The sequence below is a fragment of the Pseudomonadota bacterium genome, assembly GCA_026388255.1.
In the GTDB taxonomy this organism is placed as follows: Bacteria; Desulfobacterota; Syntrophorhabdia; order Syntrophorhabdales; family Syntrophorhabdaceae; genus JAPLKB01.
Map to the genome: position 1 here is coordinate 65758 of JAPLKC010000089.1, position 25178 is coordinate 90935.

Annotated in this window: 18 protein-coding genes and 1 pseudogene; 8 read left to right on the plus strand and 11 right to left on the minus strand. The window is 42.9% G+C overall.

All coding sequences use genetic code 11. The annotated features are described in order from the left end of the window. Positions 1 to 24 precede the first annotated feature (24 nt). On the minus strand, positions 25 to 468 hold the full coding sequence (locus NT178_12695) for a pentapeptide repeat-containing protein (protein MCX5813384.1): 444 nt from the start codon (positions 466 to 468) through the stop codon (positions 25 to 27). Between the two features lie 528 nt (positions 469 to 996). Here NT178_12695 and NT178_12700 point away from each other — a divergent pair. The 5 genes from NT178_12700 (at position 997) to NT178_12720 (ending at position 7085) form a co-directional block, all read left to right on the plus strand. Beyond that, complete coding sequence (locus tag NT178_12700) at positions 997 to 1590, plus strand: ParB/RepB/Spo0J family partition protein (protein ID MCX5813385.1); 594 nt, start codon at positions 997 to 999, stop codon at positions 1588 to 1590. Between the two features lie 312 nt (positions 1591 to 1902). Beyond that, a complete protein-coding gene (locus tag NT178_12705; GenBank protein ID MCX5813386.1) occupies positions 1903 to 2799 on the plus strand; it encodes a ParB/RepB/Spo0J family partition protein in 897 nt (298 codons plus the stop codon). Positions 2800 to 3227: 428 nt separating this feature from the next. Continuing rightward, the gene (gene fusA, locus NT178_12710) at positions 3228 to 5270 is read left to right on the plus strand and encodes an elongation factor G (GenBank protein MCX5813387.1); all 2043 of its coding nucleotides are present in this window, start codon (positions 3228 to 3230) and stop codon (positions 5268 to 5270) included. Beyond that, positions 5263 to 6228 carry a biotin--[acetyl-CoA-carboxylase] ligase gene (locus tag NT178_12715; GenBank protein ID MCX5813388.1) on the plus strand — a complete coding sequence of 322 codons (966 nt, stop codon included), beginning with the start codon at positions 5263 to 5265 and terminating at the stop codon, positions 6226 to 6228. The genes fusA and NT178_12715 overlap by 8 nt, the downstream gene beginning before the upstream one ends. A 74-nt stretch (positions 6229 to 6302) precedes the next feature. Continuing rightward, on the plus strand, positions 6303 to 7085 hold the full coding sequence (locus NT178_12720) for a type III pantothenate kinase (protein MCX5813389.1): 783 nt from the start codon (positions 6303 to 6305) through the stop codon (positions 7083 to 7085). Positions 7086 to 7223: 138 nt separating this feature from the next. Here the strand turns inward: NT178_12720 and NT178_12725 are convergent. The 7 genes and pseudogenes from NT178_12725 to NT178_12755 form a co-directional block, all read right to left on the minus strand. Next, positions 7224 to 7673: pseudogene (locus tag NT178_12725) on the minus strand (type II toxin-antitoxin system MqsA family antitoxin). A 24-nt stretch (positions 7674 to 7697) separates the two neighbouring features. Beyond that, complete coding sequence (locus tag NT178_12730; protein ID MCX5813390.1) at positions 7698 to 7919, minus strand: type II toxin-antitoxin system HicA family toxin; 222 nt, start codon at positions 7917 to 7919, stop codon at positions 7698 to 7700. Continuing rightward, on the minus strand, positions 7919 to 8119 hold the full coding sequence (locus NT178_12735; protein MCX5813391.1) for a type II toxin-antitoxin system HicB family antitoxin: 201 nt from the start codon (positions 8117 to 8119) through the stop codon (positions 7919 to 7921). Before NT178_12735 ends, NT178_12730 begins: the two co-directional genes overlap by 1 nt. A gap of 565 nt (positions 8120 to 8684) precedes the next feature. Then, positions 8685 to 9470 carry a prolipoprotein diacylglyceryl transferase gene (gene lgt, locus NT178_12740; protein MCX5813392.1) on the minus strand — a complete coding sequence of 262 codons (786 nt, stop codon included), beginning with the start codon at positions 9468 to 9470 and terminating at the stop codon, positions 8685 to 8687. A 73-nt stretch (positions 9471 to 9543) separates the two neighbouring features. Beyond that, positions 9544 to 10161 carry an HAD family phosphatase gene (locus NT178_12745; protein MCX5813393.1) on the minus strand — a complete coding sequence of 206 codons (618 nt, stop codon included), beginning with the start codon at positions 10159 to 10161 and terminating at the stop codon, positions 9544 to 9546. Then, complete coding sequence (locus tag NT178_12750) at positions 10139 to 10822, minus strand: hypothetical protein (protein MCX5813394.1); 684 nt, start codon at positions 10820 to 10822, stop codon at positions 10139 to 10141. Before NT178_12750 ends, NT178_12745 begins: the two co-directional genes overlap by 23 nt. A gap of 239 nt (positions 10823 to 11061) precedes the next feature. Then, positions 11062 to 14238: a PAS domain S-box protein gene (locus NT178_12755; protein MCX5813395.1), complete on the minus strand. Its 3177-nt coding sequence runs from the start codon at positions 14236 to 14238 to the stop codon at positions 11062 to 11064. A gap of 142 nt (positions 14239 to 14380) precedes the next feature. Between NT178_12755 and NT178_12760 the strand changes: the two genes are divergently transcribed. From NT178_12760 to NT178_12770, 3 genes are all read left to right on the plus strand, one after another. Next, entirely contained in the window at positions 14381 to 16522 is a 2142-nt protein-coding gene (locus tag NT178_12760) for an acetate--CoA ligase family protein (GenBank protein ID MCX5813396.1), read from the plus strand. A gap of 66 nt (positions 16523 to 16588) precedes the next feature. Then, a complete protein-coding gene (locus tag NT178_12765; GenBank protein ID MCX5813397.1) occupies positions 16589 to 17416 on the plus strand; it encodes an amidohydrolase family protein in 828 nt (275 codons plus the stop codon). A gap of 269 nt (positions 17417 to 17685) precedes the next feature. Next, positions 17686 to 20250: a PAS domain S-box protein gene (locus NT178_12770; GenBank protein MCX5813398.1), complete on the plus strand. Its 2565-nt coding sequence runs from the start codon at positions 17686 to 17688 to the stop codon at positions 20248 to 20250. A 13-nt stretch (positions 20251 to 20263) separates the two neighbouring features. Here the strand turns inward: NT178_12770 and NT178_12775 are convergent, their stop codons facing one another. From NT178_12775 to NT178_12785, 3 genes are read right to left on the minus strand one after another with little or no spacing between them, the layout of a single operon-like run. Continuing rightward, the gene (locus NT178_12775; protein ID MCX5813399.1) at positions 20264 to 21076 is read right to left on the minus strand and encodes an ATP-binding cassette domain-containing protein; all 813 of its coding nucleotides are present in this window, start codon (positions 21074 to 21076) and stop codon (positions 20264 to 20266) included. 3 nt (positions 21077 to 21079) lie between these two features. Beyond that, complete coding sequence (locus tag NT178_12780; protein MCX5813400.1) at positions 21080 to 23899, minus strand: substrate-binding domain-containing protein; 2820 nt, start codon at positions 23897 to 23899, stop codon at positions 21080 to 21082. A gap of 3 nt (positions 23900 to 23902) precedes the next feature. Continuing rightward, entirely contained in the window at positions 23903 to 25123 is a 1221-nt protein-coding gene (locus NT178_12785; GenBank protein ID MCX5813401.1) for an STAS domain-containing protein, read from the minus strand. Between the last annotated feature and the right edge of the window lie 55 nt (positions 25124 to 25178).

Sequence of the window (25178 nt, forward strand, 5' to 3'; positions counted from 1 at the left end):
GCAGTATTCTAATATGAAGATCAATTACATGCAGAGCCTTATGATACGCCCCCAATAGTATATTACAAGTCTTTTTATACGCCCCAGAAATAACTGAATATCGCCAAAATCTGCATTGCTTGTATCTGCCTCTTTCAAATCGGTTGTATCTAAATCTGCACCCACCAGATATGTGTTAATAAGATTAGTTTCAAAAAAAACAGTGTTTTTAAGGCAGGCACCAGAAAGATTTGCCCTGTTAAGGTCTGCTCCAGATAAATCCGACAAAGCAAGATTTGCCCATTTAAGATTGGTATCGCTGAGGTTTGTTCCTCTTAGATTGGCTCGAACAAGGTTCACGCCATTAAGATTCATTCCTTGTAAATCAGCAACTGCCAAGTTAGGTGTAACACGGGGGTTAGTGTGTCTCCATTTGTTCCAAGTTTTCGGACCTTTTGTTATTAATCCAAGATGCTCTTCGTTGGCCATGTGCACCTCATTTTTTCGTAAGATTATATTAGCTGTATATACCTCAAGCCCATCTGATGTCAAGCGTTTGTTAACGCAGTGTTCATTTTCTTATAAAGGCAGGCTGGGGGCCAGGTCTTGTTTTTTGCACCAACGGCACTTTTTATAAAATCAACATTTCATTCCATAATTCATGATCAAAGTTAAAAGGCTTTAGACACGAATTGTAGGTGTACTACCCAATTTTTCATAAAATACATTCCCAACTGATTTACTCGACACATAGAGAATGCATAACGCCTGTCATCCCTGCAGAATGCTCTAAAATGTCTTGACACATTGTTTATAAATTACTACAATAAATAACATCATCACGGGGGATTAAAGGCAGTAAATAGTGAATAGTTGATAGTGAACAGTGAATAATAATAATGATGATGGTAGTTAATAGGTTGCGACTATTCACTATCGACTGACGACGCCTGCTCTCGCTTGACGGGAGCTTGTCCTCGCTTGACGGGGGATTCACTGAAATAATAAGGGGGGAATATGGCAACAAGAAAGACAAGTGTAAATCCTGAGTTTTTGTACATTCCCGTAGACAAGATTGTAGTATCGGAACAGGTTAGGTCAAACATTAGTACTGAAACAGAATCATTTAAATCTCTCATACAATCGATCAGAAATAAAGGTATCTTAGAACCACTTATTGTAACAGGACAGGATGACGGGACATATCTACTTATCTGCGGAGAGAGACGTATTGTGGCAGCACGGCAATTGGGATTTGAATCAGTGCCGGTAAGGGTTATTGAAGCAGGTAAGGAATTAGGTGATACCATAGCCCTTCAACTGACAGAGAACCTACAACGGGAAGACTTAAATCCCATAGATCAGGCGAAAGGGATTCTTTCATATATTCAGGCAAGACACCCCGATAAGGGGTATGATGTGGACGGGGTTATGAGTGAACTGGTTAGATACACCCGTAAGCCCGAAACCCTCTCGGAAGAAATCGTTAACACTGTGTTAACGATTTCTGAAATCGCCGGAAAGTCAATAATGACGGTGCATCGCACGATATCACTTTTAAAACTTTCTTCAGAAATTCAGGCTGAAATCCGGTCAATGCTTGACTTGTAGGTGCATCTAATAATTTTTCATAAAATACATCCCGATCTAAAATGTTCGACACAAAGGATACAAGGTCGCCGGTATTCCCCGCAGAAAGCTCGGAAACATCTTGACACATTGTTTCTATATATCTACAATAAAAAGCACCATCAAGTGAGATTAAAAGCAGTGAATAGTGAATAGTAGATAGTGAATAGAATGGCAACGGTTGGCACTGAATTTTTTAACTATTCACTATATACTGACGACTATTCACTAAAATAATAAAGGGGGTAATTATAGTAACAAAGAAGACGAGTGTAAATCCTGAGTTTTTTATACATTCCCGTAGCAAACATCGTGGTGTTGGAACAGGTTCGGTCAAGCATTAATATTGAAACAGAATCATTTAAATCTCTTATACAGTCAATCAAAGATAAGGGTATTTTAGAACCGCTTATTGTAACCGCACAGGATGACGGGACATATATACTCATATGTGGAGAGAGGCGTCTTGTGGCAGCCCGGCAACTTGGATTTGAATCCGTACCAATAAGAATTATTGAAGCAGGCAAAGGATTAGGTGAGACCATAGCCCTTCAACTGACAGAAAATCTCCAGAGAGAAGACTTGAATCCTATGGATCAGGCAAAGGGGATACTCTCTTTTATTCAGGCAAAACATCCCGATAACGGGTACGATGTGAACGGGGTAATGAGCGAGTTGGTGAGCTACAAGAGGAGGCTTGAGGATGTGTCGGCATCTTTTGCATCCACTGTGGATGCAATCATGCAAATCTCTGGGAAAGCTTATACATCCTTGTTCCGCACGATTTCACTTTTAAAACTTTCTCCTGAAATTCAGGCATCAATCCAGGCAGGAAACCTCCTCGTTTCCCAGGGGTATCTCTTCGCCGCAAACCTCGAATGTCCTGACCTAGAAAACATATTCGATGCTGTCATAAAGACACCGGTAACCAATGCCACATTGGAAAGGATGCTCACCGCATACAAAGAAGTCAAACCTGACCCGAATAATACAAAACCAGTATCCGTGAAAAAACAGGTGAAAGGCCTTATATCCATAAAGACAACCTTTGATAAGGGTCTTGGAACATATATAAGAGAAGACGTTGAAAAATATCTCTATGATCTGCAGGTTTTCTGTGACCATGTACAGCAGCAGATGCCTAACATCCCATACGGTAAGAAAAGGCCGCGGACAGTGAATAGTGAATAGTAGATAGTGAATAGTGAAAAGTTAAAAAAAGGAAATATGAAAAGGTAGTGAATAGTATATAGTATACGGTTTAATCCCGCTTAATGCGGGACATAGTTGAAGGGATGGGAGAACTTGTGAAGCGGGTAAAACAGTGAATAGTGAATAGTTATGGAAGACAAGATAAAGAATTTCAAAGAGTTGAAGAAAGCTGAAGGTATGGATATCCATACCTTCATTAATGAAACCAATAAAAATGAGCACTGGTTTAATAAAATGCCTTTAACTATTCACTATTCACTAACGACTATTCACTGCGGTTAAGGAGTTTTAAAAGCCGTGTAGCCCCCGCCAAGCGAGGACAGGCGTATCTAAAATAAGCTTATCCCCCCTTTCAACATCTTCTCAGTATTGACTTTTCCTCCTTAGATAGGCGATATTTTAGCCTGATGAAAAAAGAAGTCCAGAGACTGAAAAAAATACGCAACATAGGGATTGCAGCGCACATAGATGCTGGGAAAACCACCGTATCGGAGCGCATCCTCTATTATACCGGCAAAACCTACAAAATAGGGGAAGTCCATGAAGGAACAGCGACAATGGACTACCTCCCTCAGGAGCAGGAGAGAGGCATCACCATTACTTCTGCCGTCACAACGTGTTACTGGGACAGCCACGAGATTCAGATTATAGACACGCCGGGCCATGTTGATTTTACTATTGAAGTCGAGCGGTCTCTCCGGGTGCTGGACGGCATGATTGCTGTTTTTTGCGGGGTTGGCGGAGTTGAGGCACAGTCGGAAACCGTCTGGCACCAGGCAGACAGATACAGGGTTCCAAGGATCGCCTTTATCAATAAACTCGACAGAATCGGCGCCGACTATTTTAATGTCATAGATATGATGATAGACAAGTTCGGAACAAATCCAATTCCATTGCAAATCCCTCTCGGCAAAGAAGACGGTTTTTTTGGTATTGTTGATCTGATCGCAATGAAAGCTGTTGTCTGGGACGAAGAAGATCTGGGGGCAACTTACAGGTTTATCAAAATCCCTGAAGCATATATAAATATATCCATGGAATATCGTGAAAAACTCTTTGAAAAATTGTCGCTTCTTGATGATGAGTTCATGGAACTCTATCTGGAAGGGCATGAAATTGAAGAGTCTGTAATACACGATACGATACGGAAGGCTGCCATCTCCTTGAAATGCGTGCCTGTTATGTGCGGCGCAGCGCTAAGGAATAAAGGCATTCAACCTCTTTTAGACGGGATAATCCGTTATCTCCCCTCCCCGCTTGATGTCCCGCCTATTCAGGGCAAGAATCCCGAAACCGGCGAGCTTGAGACAAGGCAGGTAAGAAGCGATGAGGATTTATCAGCTCTTGCATTCAAGGTTGTCATGGAAGAGGGCAGAAAGCTTACCTATATACGGATATACTCCGGGGAGATAAAGGTCGGAGAGGATGTCTTCAATGTAAATATCGGAAAGAAAGAAAAGATTTCAAGAATATATAAAATTCATGCGAATCATAAAGACAGGGTAAACGAAGCAAAGGCCGGTGCAATAGTCGGCATTGTCGGTCTGAAGGAAACATCCACCGGTCACACCCTGACCAAAACAAAGCCGATTCTGCTCGAATCCATTGAGATATATCAGCCTGTCATCTCCATAGCTGTCGAGCCGCGACGGAATATAGACCAGGACAAACTTAATCAGGTGCTCCAAAGAATATCCGAAGAAGATCCTACATTTATTCTTAAGACTGATGAAAATGCATATCAGACGATTGTTTCCGGCATGGGAGAACTCCATCTCGATGTTGTTGTAAGGAGAATCAAGGAAGAGTTCGGCATTGATCTCCAGGTAGGCAAACCGCAGGTTGTGTATAAGGAAACTATTGAAGCTTCTGCGTCTATTGAGCATACATTTGAAAAAACGATAAACAACATCCTCTGTAAAGGATGGGTATCATTGAGCGTAACCCCGAACGGACGAGGAAAAGGTATTGCTACTGTCTGTCATATTACCGAGGAACATCCCGCCTTTCCATACATCGCTGCTATCGAAGAAGGCATTGCCGAATCATCCAATGTTGGCATTGTCAAGGGCTTTCCTTTGACGGATATCAAAGTGGACATAAAGGATGCATCATTCAACAACCCGGATTTTGCCCGCCTTACCCTTAAGATGTCGGCATACGAAGGGTTCAAAAAAGCATGTAACGATGCAAGCCCTGAACTTCTCCTTCCCATTATGTCTCTTGGCATAACAGTGCCGAATGAATTCCTTGGTGAGGTTATAGGTGATTTAAATGCAAGAAAATGCCAGATTGCGAACTTGTTAACAAAAGATAAGGTTACTGTGGTTCAGGCATATGCACCTCTGACAAAGATGTTCGGTTATTCCACAGATGTAAGGTCCCTTTCACAAGGAAGAGCATCTTTTACTATGTATTTTTCGCATTACGACAGGGTAGAAAATGGATAGAATCAGAGATATATTGACTTTTTTAAGAGAAAAACCGGACTACGTTTCCGGAGATTTCATTTCCACAGAGCTGGGCATATCAAGGACAGCCATATGGAAGTATATACATCATCTTGAGCGGCTCGGGTATAATATTGCAAAATTGAAAGGAAGAGGATACAAACTCATTAAAACCCCCGATAAACTGTATACCTGGGAAATAGACCGGCATTTGAATACAGACTTTATAGGGAAAGAGATAGTATATAAAGAAATTGTCGATTCAACAAATTCATACGCATTCAAACTTGCTCTTGATGGCGCTCCTGAAGGAACATGTGTTCTTGCCGATGCACAGAAGGCCGGCAGAGGGAGATTGAACAGAATCTGGTTTTCACCGGCTGGAGAAAACCTGTACCTGTCAATAATACTTAAACCGCATGTTCATCCTTCAAACGTATACGCCATAACATTTATTTCCTCTCTTGCCGTTTATGACACTGTTGAGACAATAACAGGCATAAAACCGACACTTAAATGGCCCAATGATTTGCTTATCAACGGGAGGAAGATGTGCGGCACGCTGCTTGAACTTTCCACTGAGACCGACATGGTAAGATTTGTTGTCGTGGGTATCGGGTTGGACATAAATATGAAGGAAAAGGAAATAAGCGAAGAGATTGAACAGAAGGCTACATCCCTCTTCATTGAAACAAAAATTCTATTTGAAAGAGCTCGTGTATGTGGTATTCTGCTCTCAAATCTGGAGAAATATTACCTTATTTTCAAACAGAATGGTGAAAATGAGGTTTGTCGTATCTGGGAAGACAGGTCATGCATAAAAGGTAAATATCTGGAGATAAACCAGATGGGCCAGATATACAAAGGCATCTCCGAAGGTATAGATAATAAAGGTGCACTGCTCCTCAATATAGACGGGGAGATAAATAGAATAATAGCAGGGGATGTAATTTTTTAGGATTTTTTTAATTTGGATTTTAAAAACCGTGAACCGTGAGCTGTGAACCATGAATAAAATACGAGGTATAAACAATGCTTTTAGTTATTGATATCGGGAATACTAATATAGTTTTCGGAGTGTACAAGGGCGACAAGCTGGTAAACCACTGGAGATTAAGCACCATCGTCCACAAGACCGTTGACGAATATGCCATACTTATTAACAGCCTGCTCTACATAGATAAAATAAAGCTCAGCGAGATAGACAGCGCCATTATATCCTGCGTAGTCCCGCCGCTTTTAATTCCCTTTGAGATTTTCTGCGGAAGATATATGGGGATCAAGCCTATTGTAATAGGTCCCGGCATCAAAACCGGGATGCCCATACTCTACGAAAATCCTCAGGAAGTGGGCGCGGATAGGATTGTAAACGCCGTTGCAGGCTACGATAAGCATAAAACCGCCCTTATTATTGTAGATTTCGGAACTGCAACAACCTTTGATTATATAACCCCTAAGGGCGAGTATGTTGGCGGCGCTATTGCGCCGGGAATTATGATTTCCCTTGAAGCCCTTTTTGAGAGGGCAGCAAAACTCCCGAGGATAGAACTGATAAGACCGAAGAATGTCATCGGGAAAAATACCGTAAACGCCATGCAATCAGGCATATCGTACGGATATGTAAGTCTTGTGGATGGAATAGTAAAGAAGATACAGGAAGAGGTTAAAACTAATCCCTACGTAATAGCTACCGGAGGGCTTGCCAACCTCATATTTAAGAATTCAGGCTCAATCGATGAAGTGGACGAGTTCCTCACCCTGGATGGTCTTAAAATTCTTTACGAGAGAAACAAGGACTTTCATAAATTCAAATAATGAGAGCCCTGCCGCATGATTTTGCGGCAGGGCGGTTTACCAATAAAACATAGGCCCTACTACCAAAAACAGACCATGTATATCATCCAAATTGTTAAATTACTGGGAAATGCTTTTTCTGTTTGTGTTCCATGCTGTTTATCTTTCCAGTGGCCTTTTCTCATTTCCACGAGAAGGTGATTTGCCCTGCCATTTTTTAAGAACCATCAATCCCTTGGGATCATGATCGAGAAGTGTAAGAACGCTACTTATCGCTCGGCTTGGTAGCAAATCTCCGGATTCATATTTCTGAAAAGCACGCGGACCGCCGCCTATTATATGGCCGGCTTCTGTCTGATTTACGGCAAGTTATCTTCGGATACGGCGTATTTCCTCCGGCTCAAGCAAGCCCTCAACTCGTGCCTTGAGGTAGTTTAGCATTCGATCAGAAACTTTCATATCCTGCTCCGTGTGGATGCTCTCATCTGAAGCATCGCAATACCAACCGGGCATATCAAATGTAATACTTTCACCCTTATAGGTGAGAGTCATGGGTCTTTTGTCCCGATGCATCGGTACACCGGTTTTTGGACAAAAAGGATTATTCATCGTTTTTTATTATATCCCCAAACGCTAAAGCTTATTAAACTCTTCTTCAGTTATACCAGCCTGGTTTATCAATTTACGCAAAAGGCCAGGGCCGAGTTCATCATGTTGAGGAATGGATAATGTCCACTGATATGCTGGTTTTGTCATCATTAAATGAGAACCTTTTTGACGGACTGCTGTCCAGCCAGCCCTCTGAAATTTACGGACAGCATCAGCACCCGAGCAAAGTCTTAATGTCTTTCCCATCAGACAGCAACTTCAATATACCTGGAGGGGTCGTAAGTGTTTTTGGACTCCATTACTTCCAGCCATCCTTCAACAGCTTCAGCAATGTTTGCAACAGCTTCTTTATATGTTTTCCCCTGAGAAAGACAACCAGGAAGAGCAGGTACTTCGGCAACATAATAACCGGCTTCATCCTGCTCAACTATAATATGCAATTTCATTGTGCCTCCTTTCTTAAAAGTCTATATAAATAAGTATTGATGATTTTGTTAATAAATTCTACCACATAACTAATATTCTGTCAAAAGACGGAGCGGGGAGCCCTTATGCCGACAGCATCAAATACAAATTGGAAGATAGTGTGAGGGACTGGAGAATTATTAGGTTTCTATTAAATTTTGCAAAATTCTAAAAAAAACTCATTAAACCTGCCTTGGAGTATCTGAATCCAAGGATACGAATCAATATTAGGAAGTAATTAGTTTTACTGTATATTGCTTGTACAATTAACAGCACCGGCTTTCGGTGGTAGAGTAAAGCGGGCAGTAATCCTGAGCAGACGGTAACTTCCGTGTTTCATTTTGCCACACTTACTGCTGTGCCTGAGAAGGTTTTTGCCCCTGTATCGATTGTTCCTGCAGCAACGCCTCTAAAAGTCGTGGAACCGTTAAAACCGCCCGTTCTTTTGTGATCGTAGTAAGCCAGTTGTTGGATATTAAAAAAATCTTTATCTCTTGACAGAACGCCCAGGAGTAAAGATTTGACCCTTTGCTACTCTTTCTGCTTTCATTTTTTACTGTATTTTGGGAGATAGAAATACTTGAGGAAAAGACCTGTAAACAGCATCATGCCGCTCAATATCTGCCCCATGGTTACCATGCCCAGTATGTAGCCGATCTGCAAATCAGGCTCCCGGAAAAATTCACAAACAAATCTGAAAATACCATAGAGCATCAGAAAAAGCGCAAAGACATCGCCTTCTCTTTTTTTTCTGTCTTTATACAACCAGAGAATAACAAACAGGACAAGTCCCTCAAAAAATGCCTCATACAGTTGCGAAGGATGCCTCGGGATGTTACCGCCCTGAGGGAATATCATCGCCCATGGCATATCCGAAGGCTTTCCGAAAAGCTCGCCGTTGATAAAGTTGCCCAGCCTTCCCAGTCCTATGCCCACAGGACCAGTCGGCACAATAAGGTCCAGCATTGTAAAAAATTTAAGACCTTTTTTCTTGATAACTATATAACCGGTAATGAATGTTCCTATCAGCCCTCCGTGAAACGACATCCCCCCATGCCATAGAACAAATATCTCAAGGGGATTCTCCAGATAAAAACTTAGATTATAGAAGCATATATACCCCAGCCGTGCCCCGATAATAAGACCCAGTATCAGGTAAAAATAGAGGTCATCAACCTGTGTCCTCTCTATTTTCAATGCCCTCTTTTTTATCTGGTACATAACAAGCAGATATGAAGAAACAAAACCGAAAATATACATAAGGCCGTACCATCGCACTGCAAGCGGACCAAATTTTATGAGTACCGGATCTATATCGGGGTATTGAATCATTGCATAAGCTCCTGTCCTGTGTCCTATGTTCAATGTTTTTAAACCTTGAACACTGAACAATCTTTTTTATTGCCTATATTCCATTTTCTTTTAACATCTGCCACAATCCGTCTGCATCCCGAAAGACCATCCCGTTAATGCCAAAACCCTTTGCAGCCTCTACATATCTCTCAATGTCGTCAATATAAAAGACTTCATCCCTGTCCACATCCGTCTTCTCGAATATCACATCGTAGATCCTTTTCACAGGTTTCTTAACACCCACCTTGTAAGAGAGAATCCATTCATCCATCTTATGAACAATGGGGTATGTTTCGGTAACATAAGTGAAGTGAAGCTCGTTTGTGTCACTGAGTAAAAAAACAGGGTAACCTTTTGACTTTAAATAAGATATTGCATCACTCACCTGAAGGTTCTCACTGAAAATAGGATTCCATATACCCTTGAACTCCTCAAAATCCATAGCAAGGCGGTAATGTTCCCTTAATTGGGAAAAAAATTCAATGGAAGATATCTGGCCTGTTTCATAGATATTTACAACCCCCTTTCCCCTGTCAAAGAGGAACTTAAAAATATCATCAGGCGATATTGCCGTTTTTTTCTCCGATTTCTCATAGAGTTTTGCCGCAATCTGCCTGTGCTCAAAGGGCAGGATTACATTTCCGAGGTCAAACACAAAAAGTTTTATCATAGAAAAACGCCTTTCCAGGATTAAATGGGGCATACAACCCGTAAGGGTCCTGCAAATGCTGCCATCCGCAGATATGGAGAAATTGTTTATGTTTATGATGTTTCATCAATACCGATATCCTGCTGCTTACATACTTGTCCCTGATATACATCTCATCGGTATAGGGAAAAACCCTTACCCCCTTTTCAAAAAAAAGTCTTGCAGCAGCCTTCTCTTTGCTGCCTCCGGTCCCGGTTTCCCCGTAAAGGAGTTGCCTTATATTCTTTTCTTCAAACAGTTCATCTGTCTTCTGAAGCTTGAGATAAGAGAAATCGTCCATGTCTATAAGATGCAACGACGCATTGTGCTCTTCAGCATATCGGGATGTAACCTCATACTCATAAGGCATGTTGATATAAGCAAAAAGCTGGGAGAGTGCGTCTCTATTGTAGGGCTCATTATCGTCCTTCATCTTGTTCAGGACTGCCTCAAGTCTTTTTTTGTATTCCATGCCCCTCTCTTTTCTGAATGTCAGGCCATAATTGGAGAACTCCAGCGTAATCACTTCAGGAGTGATGCTTGAAAGCCATTTCTGGAGCAGCTCAGCGCCTCTGTCATCCCGGTGTATCACACCAAGGATAAAAAGTCTGCCTTGAATATCTTCGGGATATGCCCTGGACATGCCTTAAATTAACATATTCTCCGGTATAAGTTTCAAGAAAAACTGTATTGTGACAGTTGTAATTTATGTCCCATGGCAGCTATGATAGTCGGTCATATTTTTTGAATACGAACATCCCACCTGCAAGCTCAGCCAAAGTCAACAAATGATTATTACCACCTGGCATGTTTTACTGTGAGAAATGATTATTTTTTACGAGACAGAGGAAGGAAGAGATCGGGGCAACCTTATTTTACCGCCTACTTTTCCAATACCTTCCGGATATTCATGGAAATATTGGCTATATTGAAGGGTTTTTGGATAAACCCGTGGCATCCTTTATCCATAATCTGCTGTGCCTGATCGTTTAAGCTGTAGCCGCTGCAGAGGATTATCCTCGCTGAAGAGTTCAATTCCCTGATACGGTCAAAGGTTTCACTTCCCGAGAGTCCCGGCATGATCATATCGAGAACAATAAGGTCGATTACGTCTTTCTTTTCTTTATAGAGTATAATTGCTTCCTCTCCGTTCTTAACTCCGTATACGTTGTACCCGAGGGACTCAAGAATATTTTTGCTCACCGCAAGGACATCGGGCTCATCATCGACTACAAGGATTGTCTCTGTGCCTCTCATAATTTCCGGAACTCCGGATGTCTCTTTCGCTATATCCTTCTCTGATGCGGGGAAGTAGAGTGCAAATGTAGTTCCCTTGTCAGGCTCACTAATTACGTCGATGAAACCGTTATGGTTTTTTATAATGCCATAAACCATTGCAAGACCCAATCCGGTACCCCTGCCAAGCTCTTTTGTGGTAAAGAAGGGTTCGAAAATTCTTTCTTTCGTTTTCTCATTCATGCCTACACCGGTGTCGCTTATGGATATCCGTACATACCTTCCGAACGTCGTCGAATAAGGTATTGTATAATTCTCGCCAACGACAATATTCTTAGTCTCAATGGAAAGGTCTCCTCCTGCAGGCATAGCCTGCCAGGCATTGAGGTAAAGGTTGAGCAGTACCTGTTCGATCTGGCCCATGTCTGCCTCTACAGCCCATATGTCCCTTTCGTATTTTCGATGAATGGCAATCTCCTTTTTGGTTCTGCCGAACATGTTGGAGGTCTTTTCAATCAGTTCATTCATATTGACCGGTTTGACCACATATTTCCCGCCCCTTGCAAAACCAAGCAGTTGCCCGGTAAGGTCTGATGCGTTTTTTACCTGCTCTTCGATACGTTTTAGCCGCTCGTAGTGAGGATGCTCTGTACTGATGTCCAGCATCATGAGCGATGCATAACCCTGAATGCCCATAAGAATGTTGTTAAAGTCATGGGCAATACCTCCTGAAAGGGTGCCGATTGCTTCCATCTTCTGGGCGTGCATGAGTTCTGTTTCCAGCCTTTTCCGCTCAGTAATATCACGGATGGATTCAATCGCCCCGATGACATTCCCCTTGGCGTCATAAAGAGGGCTCGCCTTGGCCCATAGCGTCCTGTTCTGACCGCGTACGTAGGGTACATCTGTTTCGGTATAGAGCGTATCGCCGTCCTTTCTTATGAATGAATATTTCTTTGCAATATCATCATCCCACAAAAATAGGAAGTTCACGAGGATGGGGCGTCTCTCTCCATAAAAAGGTATGGCGTATTCATAGTCGCCCTTGCCGAGCATCATTTCCACAGAAAAACCGGTCATCTCTTCGATAGCCCTGTTCCATGAAATAATTTTCCCTTCAAGATTTATCACAAAGGTGGCGTCAGGAAGAAATTCGATAATGCTGGAAAGGCGGCTCTCCGATCGTTTCAGCGCCTCCTCCACCCGTTTGCGCTCAGTGATGTCTTCAACCTTGCCTTCATAATAGAGCGTCTCACCGTCCTTGTTACGAACAACACGAGCGTTTGTGGAAACCCATATTTTGCTTCTATCCTTACGATAGAGTTCAAATTCGAAGTTAACGACAGTGCCTTTTTTTTCAAGTATTTCCCTGTATTGTTTCCGAGCTTCGGGGCTTATGAATATCTGGCTTCCAATATCTGTAACGGTTGTTATCATCTCCTGGGGCGATTCAAAACCGTGCATTCTGGCAAGGGCAGGATTGACACTTATGTATCGTCCTCCAGGTGAGGCCTGGTACATACCCTCAATGGCATTTTCGAAGATGGAGCGGTATTTTTCTTCACTCTCCCGCAGCGCCTCCTCCGCTCGCTTGCGCTCGGTGATATCTATCAAAATAATCCTCAAATCAACAGGCTTCTTTTCACGAATAATAGCGCTTGTATAAATAAGAACAGGGAATGTACTACCATCTTTCTTTACAGCGGTATAATCGTTACCGACTTGTTGTTTTCCAAGGGATACTCGTAGGATATTTTTTCTCGCCCTATCGTGATCCTCGGGGACAATCATCTGGAAGATATTCAAACCCTTCTTAAAGTCTTCTTTTGTATAGCCAAAGATCTTGAAGCTGTTAAAATTTGCGAATGTAATGTGCCCCTTGTCATCGCATTCTACAACGGTCTGCGGCAACGAATCAGCCAGGTCCCGGTATCGTGCTTCTTCCCCCCGTAGTGCCTCTTCGGCTAACTTGCGTTTGTTTATATCCTGAACCGTACCTTGAATGTAAAGAATATTGCCTTTTTGATCACAGATGGGGTGGGCATTTAATAATCCCCAGACAATACTTCCATCCTTACGGCGGAACTGAGCTTCAAAATTCTCGATGAAGCCATGATCTTCCATCAATCTGAGTGCTTTATCACGATCCTCAGGATATGCATAAATTTGGGTACCCATGTCCTTGACAGACCTGATCAAATCCTCTGGCGACGCATACCCCAATAATTTAGCGGTAGCGGGGTTTACAATGATAGATTGTCCTTCAGGGGTCGTATGAAATATGCCATCCATGGCATTTTCAAATATATCACGGTATTTCTCTGTAGCTTTCTTGAGTTCCTCTTCAATCTGCTTGTGCTCTGTGATATCCCTGAAAATCCCCTGGACTAAAGTTCTTCCATTATACTCAACGGGAGTTCCTGTTATATCAACAGGTACCAGCCTGCCATCTTTTCTTAATACTTTTGTGTCGTAACAGAAATGGATTTCTCCTGCCGCCATCCTTGAGAAATCATGTATTACTTTTTTAAGCTCTTCCTTTGGGTGAATATGTCTTGGATTCATACCCACTAATTCTTTCCTCGAATAACCCAGAAGGTCTTCTGCCTTTTTGTTCACCTCCAGGAAGTTTCCCTTAGAGTCAGCAACAATTATTGCGTCACTTGCATGTTCTATTAAAGCACGGTATTTTTCTTCACTCTTCCACGGTATCTCTTTTTCTTGCTTGAGCTCAGTTTCCGATTTTTCCAGTTCGGTAATTCTCTGGTGCATCACTGCAAGTTCATTAATGAGTTGTGTTTTTGTTTTATCCTTATCTTTCATAGTCAGTTGCCTGTACACAACTATTGATTTCAAATATAGTATACAACATTGCAGGGAATTATACATCTATCAACCACTGGAGTATTTTGGGCTGCCATGTTAGAATAATGTTTATCGACGACCTGAGTGAGGTGCTTGTATTATGGAAAAGATCTTCTACCCGCAATCAATAGTCATTATCGGACTATCGGCCAAGGCCAATAATATCCCCAAGCTGATTCTGGAAAATCTCCTGCGATGGGGGTACAGGGGACGCATTTTTGGAGTGAATCCGAAGAACGACGAGTTGAACGTCAGCGGGATAAAGATGTATAAGGAGGTTGAAGACCTGCCGGAAGTTCCTGATTTTGCGGTATGCCTTATACCTGCCCGCTTTGTCCCTGAATCGGTTGAAAAATGCGGAAAACTCGGAATCACGCGAATGGCCATTCTGTCCGGAGGGTTTTCTGAATTCGGAGAAGAAGGAGAGAGACTGTCTGTTCTTCTTTTAATGGCTGCAAGGAAATACAATATCCGATTCATGGGCCCGAACTGTATTGCCGTGGCCAATACGGGCAATGGCCTCTGCCTTCCTTTCGTTCCAATTTACCCGCCCACAAGGGGAGGAATGTCCGTTATAACCCAGAGCGGCGGCGTCGGTCTAATGCTCTTCAACCTGCTCGCCGACGAAAATGTAGGGATGGCAAAGTTTATCAGCATTGGAAACAAGCTTGACCTTGATGAAGCCGATTTTCTTGAGTATCTGGACCAGGACCCTGAAACGGATATTATTTGTATGTACCTTGAAAGTATCGGCAACGGCAACCGCCTTATCCAGGTCGCCAGGAAGGTCAGAAAACCTATAGTAGTGTATAAATCGAACACCACATCAGCCGGAGAAAGGGCTGCGTTAAGCCATACCAGCGCGCTCAGTAATGATGAGGATGTTATAGATGCGGCTTTTGAGGAAGCGGGAATCATTCGAATCCACAATTACGGGGATCTTGTGGCTGTTGCCAAAGCTTTTGTGCTTCCTCCCATGCGCGGGAACCGGATTATGGTCATGAGTCCGGCAGGCGGGTTTGCTGTTATTGGTGCGGATTTGTGTGAAAAAGCAGGCTTTGCGTTTGCCGATCCCGGTGAAGAATTCTATAAGAGTTTGAACAATTTTGCCAATGCAGGAGTGATAAAGTTCTCCAATCCTCTCGATATGGGAGATATTTACGATCCGCATATGGTAGCCCACGTAACTTACGAGGTAATGCACAATGATAATGTTGACGGTGCAATTTATATCGGTCAAAAGCCAAAGATGCCTGCGGGGGATAACGTTTTTACCGGTCTGTTCTTAACGGACCTGTCAAAGGAGACCTACGGCTCTATTCTTTCAGCAGGGAAACCTCTGGGTGTTTGCCTCTATGGACTTTCCGGGTACCTGCACACAATAAAGGAACATTCGAATTATCCGATATTCAATAATCCGGAGGAGATGGTACGGGCACTCTCCTTTCAGAAAAACTGGCATGCAAGAAAGTATACCGGTCAAGAGGCGCTTCCAAAGAACTCATATTTTAATAAAGACGATTTTCGAAAATGGATCAATGCTCATGGAGAGGTGACCGGTGAAGATTCTCTTGAGTTGCTTCGCATGTCCGGCGTCCCGGTAGTAGCCTCTGGTATTGCAGGGAATGAGAAAGATGCAGTCAAACTGGCAAAAAAGACGGGATATCCGGTAGTGATGAAGGTTATATCACCTGATGCTCTTCACAAAACCGATGCCGGCGGGGTTTTTATAGGGGTCAGAGATGAGGATGGGGTCAGGAGATGTTTTTCACAGATACGCCGGAATCTTGGGGGATACAAGAAGGACGCCCGTTTTGAAGGGGTACGGATACAGACAATGGCTGACGAGGGTTACGATATGTTCATCGGAGGTAAATCCGATAAATCCTTTGGTCCTGTAGTTGTTTTCGGTTTCGGGGGCATATACGTGGAGGCTTTTAAAGATATCAGTACCTGCCTGTGTCCTGCCGATGCATTCTTTGTAAGGAAGAAAATCGAATCACTTAAATCTTATGCTATCCTGAAGGGAGTCAGGGGCATGGGGCCTGCAGATATTGACGGATACGTCGATTCCATTGTAAGAGTATCGTGGATACTTGCGGAATTCCCGGAAATAAAGGAAATGGACATCAATCCATTACGACTCTTTAAAAACGGATCAGGCGTCTGTGCCCTCGATGCGCGTATGGTTATTGATAAAGGATGTGGTAATCCTGAGAACTCCGGGCGAGAAAGATGCTGATAAATTTATCTGGTAGCTGAATTGGCTTCAAGTAAAATAAACGTCGGAAACAAGGATAAAAACATTATGAAGATAATTGACGTGCACCTCCACGTAGGACACAGATTTGAATGGACGGAACGGGCAAAAGAGGTATGGATGGACATTGGCCCATACGTGCCGGAAATATTTGATAAAAACGGGCGGCAACTGCCGCAGGAGTATGGTGACGTTATTAAAGGCGAAGGGGTTATAGGGGGCATTCTGATCCCCGAATATTCGCCTCTCACCGCAGGGGTAATGCCCATCGAGCGCGCCCAGGAGATCCATGCATATCACCCGGAGTTAATTCCTATTGCAAATCTGAACCCGAATTATCACACTGATCTTATGCATGAATTCGAGAATCAGCTTAAACACGGGGCAAAAGGATTAAAAATCCACTCTATCCACGGCTCTTTTTATGCAAATGACAGTAAACTCTACCCTGTGTATGAAAAATGCCAGAGAGAAGGCTTGCCTGTTATGTTCCATGCAGGCACAACCCTTTTTAAGGGCGCAAAGATGAGACATGCCGACCCCTACACCTTCGATGATGTCATAAGTGATTTCCCGGATATGAAGGTAATCCTTTGCCATGGCGGCAGGGGATTCTGGTATCAGATTGCGGAGTTTATGATAAAAAGTTATAAAAATGTCTATATCGATGTATCGGGGCTTCCGCCAAAGAATCTTTTAGAATACTTCCCTTCCATGAAAAGATTTAGCCATAAATACCTTTTCGGTTCTGATTTCCCCGGTGTTCCCGGAATAAAAAAGAACTATGAAGTTATTAGGAAACTCATACAGGATGACAATGCTATGGAGTTGATCGGCTTTCAAAACGCTTATGAACTCTTAGGTTTCTGGAAGTAATTCCAATTTGCATTCTAGCCAGGGTAAGTTGCCCGCACGACCCACCTGCCAGGTAGGTGCCCCGGCAAAAGAAATAAGTTTCCCATAAACTGTCATCCAAATAAAGACAATATTTTCACAGATATAAATTTTTTGTACACATTTCTTTACAAACAATATAGAATAAAAAAATATTAATAAATTTAAACAATGCCGACAGGTATTAAGAGGTTCAACAATGTAAAAACAGCATGTTCATCATCAAAAAATGGGGGTATTAGGGGGTATTAATGAGAACAGTTGTAAAACATGTACTGAATGCCTGTAAAAATTCCTGTAAAACCGAAAATGTACAGGAAGAGTTGCGCATAGTCCTGACCCGGCTTTTCGATATAATGTTTCTGGTGGGCGGAGTTTTTGGGGGTATTGCGCTCATTTTTTCAATCTACCGGTCAATACAATACGGCTGGTATCTCGCAGTATTTTTACATACGGGCATGTATCTCTCTGCCATGATTATTCTTTTTTTTCGCCGACGGATATCTGTCATTTTCATATTTTCAGCATTGCTTGGTCTTATCTATATAGATGTTCTGTATTCTCTTATCCACATGGGGCTTGCGAGCGCAGGTTTTGCGAGCCTCACCGTACTTTGTATCTTCGCAGGGGTTTTTCTCGGCGTAAGGGCTGGAATCATTGCTATGTGCGCCGGCGTCCTGACTGCATCATTAATCGGTACAGGTATTTGCACAGGTATGATCACCATGAAGCCCGATATTATCAGCCATATATCGGCGCCTGCTGGATGGATTATACAGATCGCATGTTTTGTTGTGTATGTAATGCCGCTCATTCTTGCAATAAACAGCATACAACAAAAAATGGTCAGGTCTCTGAATGAATCGAAGGAAACAAACAAAAAGCTTCAGGCTGAAATATTGGTAAGGAAAAGGGCTGTAGAAGAATTACAGGAAAGCGAAAAAAAATACCGTAATATCTTCGAGAATGCAATAGAAGGTATTTTTCAGGCCACACCGGATGGTGAGGTGTTAAATGTAAACCCCTCCCTGGCACGGATGGCCGGTTTTACCTCTCCGCAGGATATGATTGAATGTATCAAAGACATCGGCCAATTTTATGTCAATCCTGAAGACAGAACCCGTTTGAGAAAACTTATCAGTGAGCAGGGATACGCTGAAGGTTTTGAGGTACAGTTGTACAGGCAAGACAGAAGTATCGTATTGGTCTCCATGAATGCTCGCGCTGTTTGTGACGGGGGAGGCCGTTGCATATATCTTGAAGGAACCATAGAAGATATAACAAAACGGAAGTCCGCCGAGATCGCCCTCCGTGAGTCAGAGGAAAAATACCGCACCGTGGTGGAAAATTCCCTTGTAGGGTCTTTTATTATTCAGGACAACCTCTTCAGATTTGTCAATCCCCTGTTCTGTAAGATATCCGGATACACCTATAAGGAAATCATCGATAAAATGAGCCCCCTGGATATTGTCCTTCCCGACGAACGGGAAAAAGTACGAAAGAACCTTGAAAAACGTATGAATGGCGATACATGTCAAAGCGAATATGAACTGAAGGCAGTAAGAAAGGACGGGAAGGTTATTACAATAAAAATTCTGGGAAATTTTATCATGTACAATGGAAAACCGGCTTCCTTTGGAACGCTGATTGACATCACAAAGGAGGTAGTACTCGAATCACAGCTCCGTCAGGCCCAGAAGATGGAGGCCATAGGCACACTGGCAGGCGGCATAGCCCACGATTTCAACAATATCATTACCGTTCTAATAGGATTCGGCACCCTTCTTCAAATGAAAATGGATGAAGCAGATCCCTTAAGGATATATGTGGAACAAATACTGTCGGCCTCCCGTAAGGCAGTAAGCCTGACGCAAAGTCTCCTGGCCTTCAGCAGACAGCAACCCATCGCTTTAAAACCATTAAACATCAATAATGCCGTCAGGGGAGCTGAGAAGCTTCTGAAACGTCTCATTACCGAGGATATTGCATTTACAACCGACCTGAGCGCGGAGGATATTGCAATTATGGCAGATCCAAGCCAGATTGATCAAATCCTTTTCAATCTCGTTTCCAATGCGAGAGATGCAATGCCAAAAGGAGGGAATTTAAGCATTACAACAAAAGCCTTTGAACTGGACAGAGAGTTCGTGTTGGGTCACGGGTTTGGCGAAATAGGACAATATGCACTCGTTGCAGTATCTGATACTGGTATAGGCATGGACGCAAAGACAAAAGAAAACATCTTCGATCCCTTTTTTACAACTAAAGCTATCGGAAAGGGTACAGGACTCGGTCTATCCACTGTCTACGGGATTGTAAAACAACACGGAGGCTATATCACCACCGACAGTTGGCCCAATCAGGGGACTACCTTCAACATCTATCTTCCTGTAGTCAAAAGCACTGCCGATAATATACGGCCTTCGGTTGAACTTATAAAAGGGGGGAAAGAGATAATTCTTGTTGCAGAGGACGATGAAGACGTGAGGCTTTTTGTCAAAGACATTCTCGGTGAGCACGGCTATACAGTCATCGAGGCAGTAAACGGAAAGGAAGCAATTGAAAGATTCAGAGAGCACAAAGGTATATCGCTCCTGGTTCTCGATTCTATTATGCCGCACAAGAACGGTATAGATGTTTATAATGCAACAAAGATGTTCGTGCCTGGCATTAAAGCGCTATTTATGAGCGGATATACATTCGACATGGTCTACGACAAAGGCGTTGATGAAAACGAATACGATTTTATCACAAAGCCTTTGTTACCCGATAAATTCCTGAATAAAGTACGGGAAATTCTTGACAGACAGAGTTAATACCGGATCGTATTTATAGATATTCCCTTCTCAACTGTTCAATAATATCATCGGTCAGCATTTCCGATTTTCTCAGCTCTGTAAACTTATCGAGAAGGTCATCCGTTGTAAGTCGTGTCTTTTCCTTTTCGTCGATATCATCGATGATCCTGCCCTGATGCATCATGATCGTACGGGTTCCCAGTTCGAGAGCCTGCCGCATGCTGTGCGTTACCATAAGGGTTGTAAGATTTCCCCGCTCAATAAATTTTCTTGTCAATCTTATTATTTGAGACGCTGATTTCGGATCAAGGGCTGCCGTATGTTCATCAAGAAGAAGTACCTTCGGTTCCCGGATCACAGCCATAAGCAGACTCACTGCCTGACGCTGTCCACCGGAAAGCGTTCCGATGATTGTATCAAGTCTTTCTTCAAGCTGCATCTCAAGCTCTGCCACTTGTTTTCTGAAGGATTCCAAGCGTTCTGTGTTGAGTCCCATTTTTGGATAATGCCGCTTGCCCCTGAGAAATGCGAGAAGGAGGTTTTCAGCTATGGTCATATCCGGGGCAGTTCCCATGAAAGGATTCTGGAAGACCCGTGAGATAGTGTGCGCCCTCTCAAACTCTTTCTTTTTTGTAATATCTTTTCCTGCAAGCATAATAGTTCCTGAATCGGGGAACGTTGTGCCTGCCACCATATTGAGGAGCGTAGATTTCCCTGATCCGTTGGTGCCGATAACGGTGACAAACTCGCCTTCACTGATTTCAAGGCTCACATCCCTCAACGCATAAACTTCATTTACCGTATGCGCGTTGAATTTTTTATGGATCCGGCTCAGTTGTATCATCTCTTACCTTTTAATAATGGCGGCCTTTTTCAGGAAAGCATCGGGGACAGTCACTCCGTATAGTTTTGCAAGCCCGGCATTGATGCCGATCTTCTCCGGTACAAAATCCCTGATAGGAATATTTTTCGTATCTTCGCCCTTGATTACCCTTTCCGCTATCTTGGCTGTTTCTACGCCGACCTCGAAATAGTCTGCGCCTATTGAGAAAAATGTCCCGCGTTCGATATCAGTGGGATCATTTGTAAAGTAGGGTATTTTATGCTCACTCAGTATGGTTGCCATGGTTGCAAGTGCAAGTATTACCGTGTTGTCGCCTGACGTAAAAAAGATGTCAATATCCTTATTGATAAGAGCAGACAGGGCATCTTTTACTTCGTCGGTTGTGCTTATTGTCCTTTCAATAAGTTCGTAGCCATATTTTTTTGCTGCTTCCCGGGCTTTCAGAGTACACGCCTCAGAGTTTGCCTCAGCCGGATTCCATATAATCCCGATGCGCCTTGCCCTGGGAAGTATAGCCTTTATTGCTTTGAACGTTGATTCAACAGGTTGAAACGTGGCAATGCCGGTGATATTGGGGAGATGTTCTTTTTGGTTTTTTGCAATACCCATTCGATAAGGGTCTGTAACCGTGCCGAATATATGGGGTATTTTTGAATTTCCATTTGCCGCCACCTGAAGGGCAAGGGACGATACAGTCAGGATATAATCATAATTCTGGCGGACAATATCCTGGACTATGGCCTGGGCAGTAGCATAATCATTCTGGGCATTCTTCAGATCAACGGTTAAGTTGTATTCTTTTAATATACCGCTTTTTTTAAACTCATCCATGATGCCGTCAATGGAGATCTTTAAAACATAGCTGTCAGAGAAGACAAAAAGGGCAAGCCGTTTCGGCCTTATATCGTTTTTTATTTTGTCGCCAACCATGGTTGCTTCAGAGAGTATTTTCTGTGGTATGGTTATGCCGAGTTTTTTTGATATATCAAGATTAATCCCTTTGGTGATTTTACTGTATTTTTCGAATGGTATGTCAACAGGTTTTTCGCCTTTTATAATACGATCGGCAATGCGGGCAGCCTGAATGCCGCTCAAAGAATAATCATATCCGCAAGCCCCGAGCGCCCCGTCTTTGAGTCTTTCAACATCGCTTATGAAAATCGGAATTTTTTTCGTCTCCGATGCTTTTACAATCGATTCGAAAGCTGAAAAAACGATATTATCCGAAGTTAAAACAAATGCATCTATGCCTTTGGTGACAAGCGATGTTGCCGCCTGATAAACCTCAGACGAGCCTGCAACAGTTGCGCCTATGAATGTAACATTCTTATACTGCGCTATGGTTTCTTTCAGTTTTTTTACATTATATACAGCGTTTTCCTGGGATGGGTCCCAAATGCAGCCGACTTTAATTTTCTTCGGTAATATTTCCGCAACCATTTCCATCAATTTATCTGAAGGCGCTGCACCATAGGTTCCTGTCACATTAGGCAGATGATCTGTTTCCGACTTGCCTGCTCCCAGAATAAAAGGATTTGCAACAGTAGCAAAAACTATAGGGCGGTCTTTTATTTTGTTAATGGCAGCCTGGGTGCAACCTGTGGATATGGGAACAACAATATTAACCTTTTCATAGAGGAACTTATCAATTATTGAATTAACGGTGGTCATATCCCCGTTTGCATTTTCGATATAGTAGCTCACATTTTTCCTGTCTTCATATCCAAGCTTTTTCATCTCTTCAATAAAACTGTCGCGGGTAATGTTGAGAAGGGCATGGTCAGTCAACTGAACGACGCCTATGCGAACTTTTTTTGAAGGAGTATATACATTCGTGCTGAACAGTTTATAGCCGAGAATACCTGCGGCCGTAATTAAAACAACAGCAATAATGCCTGCGGCCAGCTTTTTGACATTGATTTTTCTTGCAATTGTTTCCGTTGAATCGACAATTTTTGAGCCTCTTCCTGCCAGCATTTTCGGGGCAATAAGGATGGCAAGCACGAAAAGTGCCGTGGTGAGTTTTAAATCTATAGGGTTTAATCCTGCGTAAAGTGCAAGTGCCACCATGAACCTGAAAACAATGGACCCGATGATGACACTCAGTGCCTTGCCGTAAACCGACCTGATTTTTATGACCGATTCACCGATAATGACCGCAGCAAGGCCGAAAACAATAGAGCCTATACCCATGCCGATATCGGCAAAACCCTGATACTGAGCCACAAGACTGCCTGATATGCCGACAAGGCCGTTTGCAAGGGCAATCCCGATAGTTTTGACTATGTTTACATTAACGCCTGATGCAGCGGCCATTGCAGGATTGTTGCCTGTTGCCCGCATGGTGATCCCGAAATCAGTTTTGAAAAAAATGGAGGTGAGCGCCCAGAAGACAAAGATAACAGCGCAGAAGACAATACAAAGCCAGCCTTCATAGGCCAATCCGGGATTTATTGTTTTTAAATAGTTGATAATGCCCGGCTGGTTGAGCAGGGGAATATTAGACCTCCCCATAATATGGAGATTGACAGAATACAGACCTGTCATTACAAGTATCCCGGCGAGAAGTCCGTTGATATTAAACCTGGTATGAATGAAGGCTGTAAAGGCGCCAGCCAGTGCTGCGGCAAGGAAGGAAAGCAACAGGGCTATAAACGGGTTCACCCCGGCAACGGTAAGCACAGCCGTTACAGCCGCCCCGGTAACAAAGCTCCCGTCAACTGTAATATCAGGAAAATCATGGATGCGGAAAGTAATAAAGACGCCCATGGCCATGAAGGCATACAAAAATCCGAGATTTATGGCGCCGACCCAAAGTTCCACGGTTTAGGCCTCAAGCTCCACGATAGCGGCCATGCCGGCTGAAAACTTTGAAAGACCAAGAATATGCTGGATTTTATATACCTGACATTCATTAAATACACGCATCAGTTCTTTGTCAAAATCAGCCATATTGCTGCCGATAGTGGCCTTATCGAAGATGCCTCCGTGGATATGGAAATTGCTCCCTTCAGGAATGAGAAATACCCTTTCAGAGCCGAGACAGCTCCGATCTCTCATTGCAATGCCTGTTGCTACAATAATATTATTCATGTATGACGGCTCAACCGGATAATCTATCCAATCGGAAAAATTGTCGCTGTCAAAGATGCTTTTTCCATTTGCCGGTTTTTGTTCAAAAATAGGAACCTGCTTAATGTGCATGCCCCAGAGACCTTTGGTCTCTGCGATCATACAAATGCCGATGACATTGGCATGAGATATCGCAAAAAAGCTTAGTATAATGGACGACAAGTCAACAGGACCGTTTTTCCCCTGAAACGAGAGGACATACCGGTAGTCCCCGTTAAAGCCGAAACCGTGGAAAAATTTATATGTAACAACGGAATTTTTATTAGCATTTATCAGGAAATCAACACAGGAGCGTTTTACGGCAGGATAAAAAAAGAATGTATTATTCGCTATCATAGACTCCCCGAAAAGGAGCTTGTATTCATCGTAGTCATCTCCCAACGTTGCAAGGCCGCATCCAAACCGCATTTCTGACGGCTTTACTGTCACAACGTCCTCTTCTGTAAATGAAGAATCCGCTGTTTTATCCAGTTTTCCCACAACAAAGAGAGGAGAACTTTTCCTTTGTTCCATCTCAATATACTCTAAGACTATCCCGTCAATTTCACGGGTAATGACTTCAATTCCTCCGGAATCCTTCCGGATCAGTCCGGGTATCTCATCTTTGCTTGTTACTATGCGGAATAGCGGTATAATACCGCTCATTTTAAAGATTTCAAAAACAGTTTCTGTGACACCTGAGAGGATGATTTCTCCTCCGGCCTTTTTCAATGATTTTTGCGTGCTGATAAATACACGGAGGCCTGCGCTGCTGACATAATTGACTGCCGCCATATCAACAAGAAAAATGCGCTCGCCGGAGAGTATGAGGTCATCAAATACCTTCTGGATATCAGATGAACTGAGTGAGTCAATACGACCTTTTGCAGTAATACATTTGATGGAGCTATCTTCTGTTATTGTATATTCAAACATTATTCTTTCTTATTTTCCCTGCAATATTGCTTAGTGCCTGTTTGTTATATATAGT

Excerpts from the sequence above, each read along its gene's own strand:
- NT178_12695 (MCX5813384.1), bottom strand. The coding sequence starts at position 468 with ATGGCCAACGAAGAGCATCTTGGATTAATAACAAAAGGTCCGAAAACT.
- NT178_12770 (MCX5813398.1), top strand. The coding sequence starts at position 17,686 with ATGAGAACAGTTGTAAAACATGTACTGAATGCCTGTAAAAATTCCTGT.
- NT178_12715 (MCX5813388.1), top strand. The coding sequence starts at position 5,263 with ATGGATAGAATCAGAGATATATTGACTTTTTTAAGAGAAAAACCGGAC.
- NT178_12735 (MCX5813391.1), bottom strand. The coding sequence starts at position 8,119 with ATGAAATTGCATATTATAGTTGAGCAGGATGAAGCCGGTTATTATGTT.
- NT178_12755 (MCX5813395.1), bottom strand. The coding sequence starts at position 14,238 with ATGAAAGATAAGGATAAAACAAAAACACAACTCATTAATGAACTTGCA.
- NT178_12730 (MCX5813390.1), bottom strand. The coding sequence starts at position 7,919 with ATGGGAAAGACATTAAGACTTTGCTCGGGTGCTGATGCTGTCCGTAAA.
- NT178_12785 (MCX5813401.1), bottom strand. The coding sequence starts at position 25,123 with ATGTTTGAATATACAATAACAGAAGATAGCTCCATCAAATGTATTACT.
- NT178_12750 (MCX5813394.1), bottom strand. The coding sequence starts at position 10,822 with ATGTCCAGGGCATATCCCGAAGATATTCAAGGCAGACTTTTTATCCTT.
- NT178_12745 (MCX5813393.1), bottom strand. The coding sequence starts at position 10,161 with ATGATAAAACTTTTTGTGTTTGACCTCGGAAATGTAATCCTGCCCTTT.
- NT178_12765 (MCX5813397.1), top strand. The coding sequence starts at position 16,589 with ATGAAGATAATTGACGTGCACCTCCACGTAGGACACAGATTTGAATGG.
- NT178_12775 (MCX5813399.1), bottom strand. The coding sequence starts at position 21,076 with ATGATACAACTGAGCCGGATCCATAAAAAATTCAACGCGCATACGGTA.
- NT178_12720 (MCX5813389.1), top strand. The coding sequence starts at position 6,303 with ATGCTTTTAGTTATTGATATCGGGAATACTAATATAGTTTTCGGAGTG.
- lgt (MCX5813392.1), bottom strand. The coding sequence starts at position 9,470 with ATGATTCAATACCCCGATATAGATCCGGTACTCATAAAATTTGGTCCG.
- NT178_12700 (MCX5813385.1), top strand. The coding sequence starts at position 997 with ATGGCAACAAGAAAGACAAGTGTAAATCCTGAGTTTTTGTACATTCCC.
- NT178_12760 (MCX5813396.1), top strand. The coding sequence starts at position 14,381 with ATGGAAAAGATCTTCTACCCGCAATCAATAGTCATTATCGGACTATCG.
- fusA (MCX5813387.1), top strand. The coding sequence starts at position 3,228 with ATGAAAAAAGAAGTCCAGAGACTGAAAAAAATACGCAACATAGGGATT.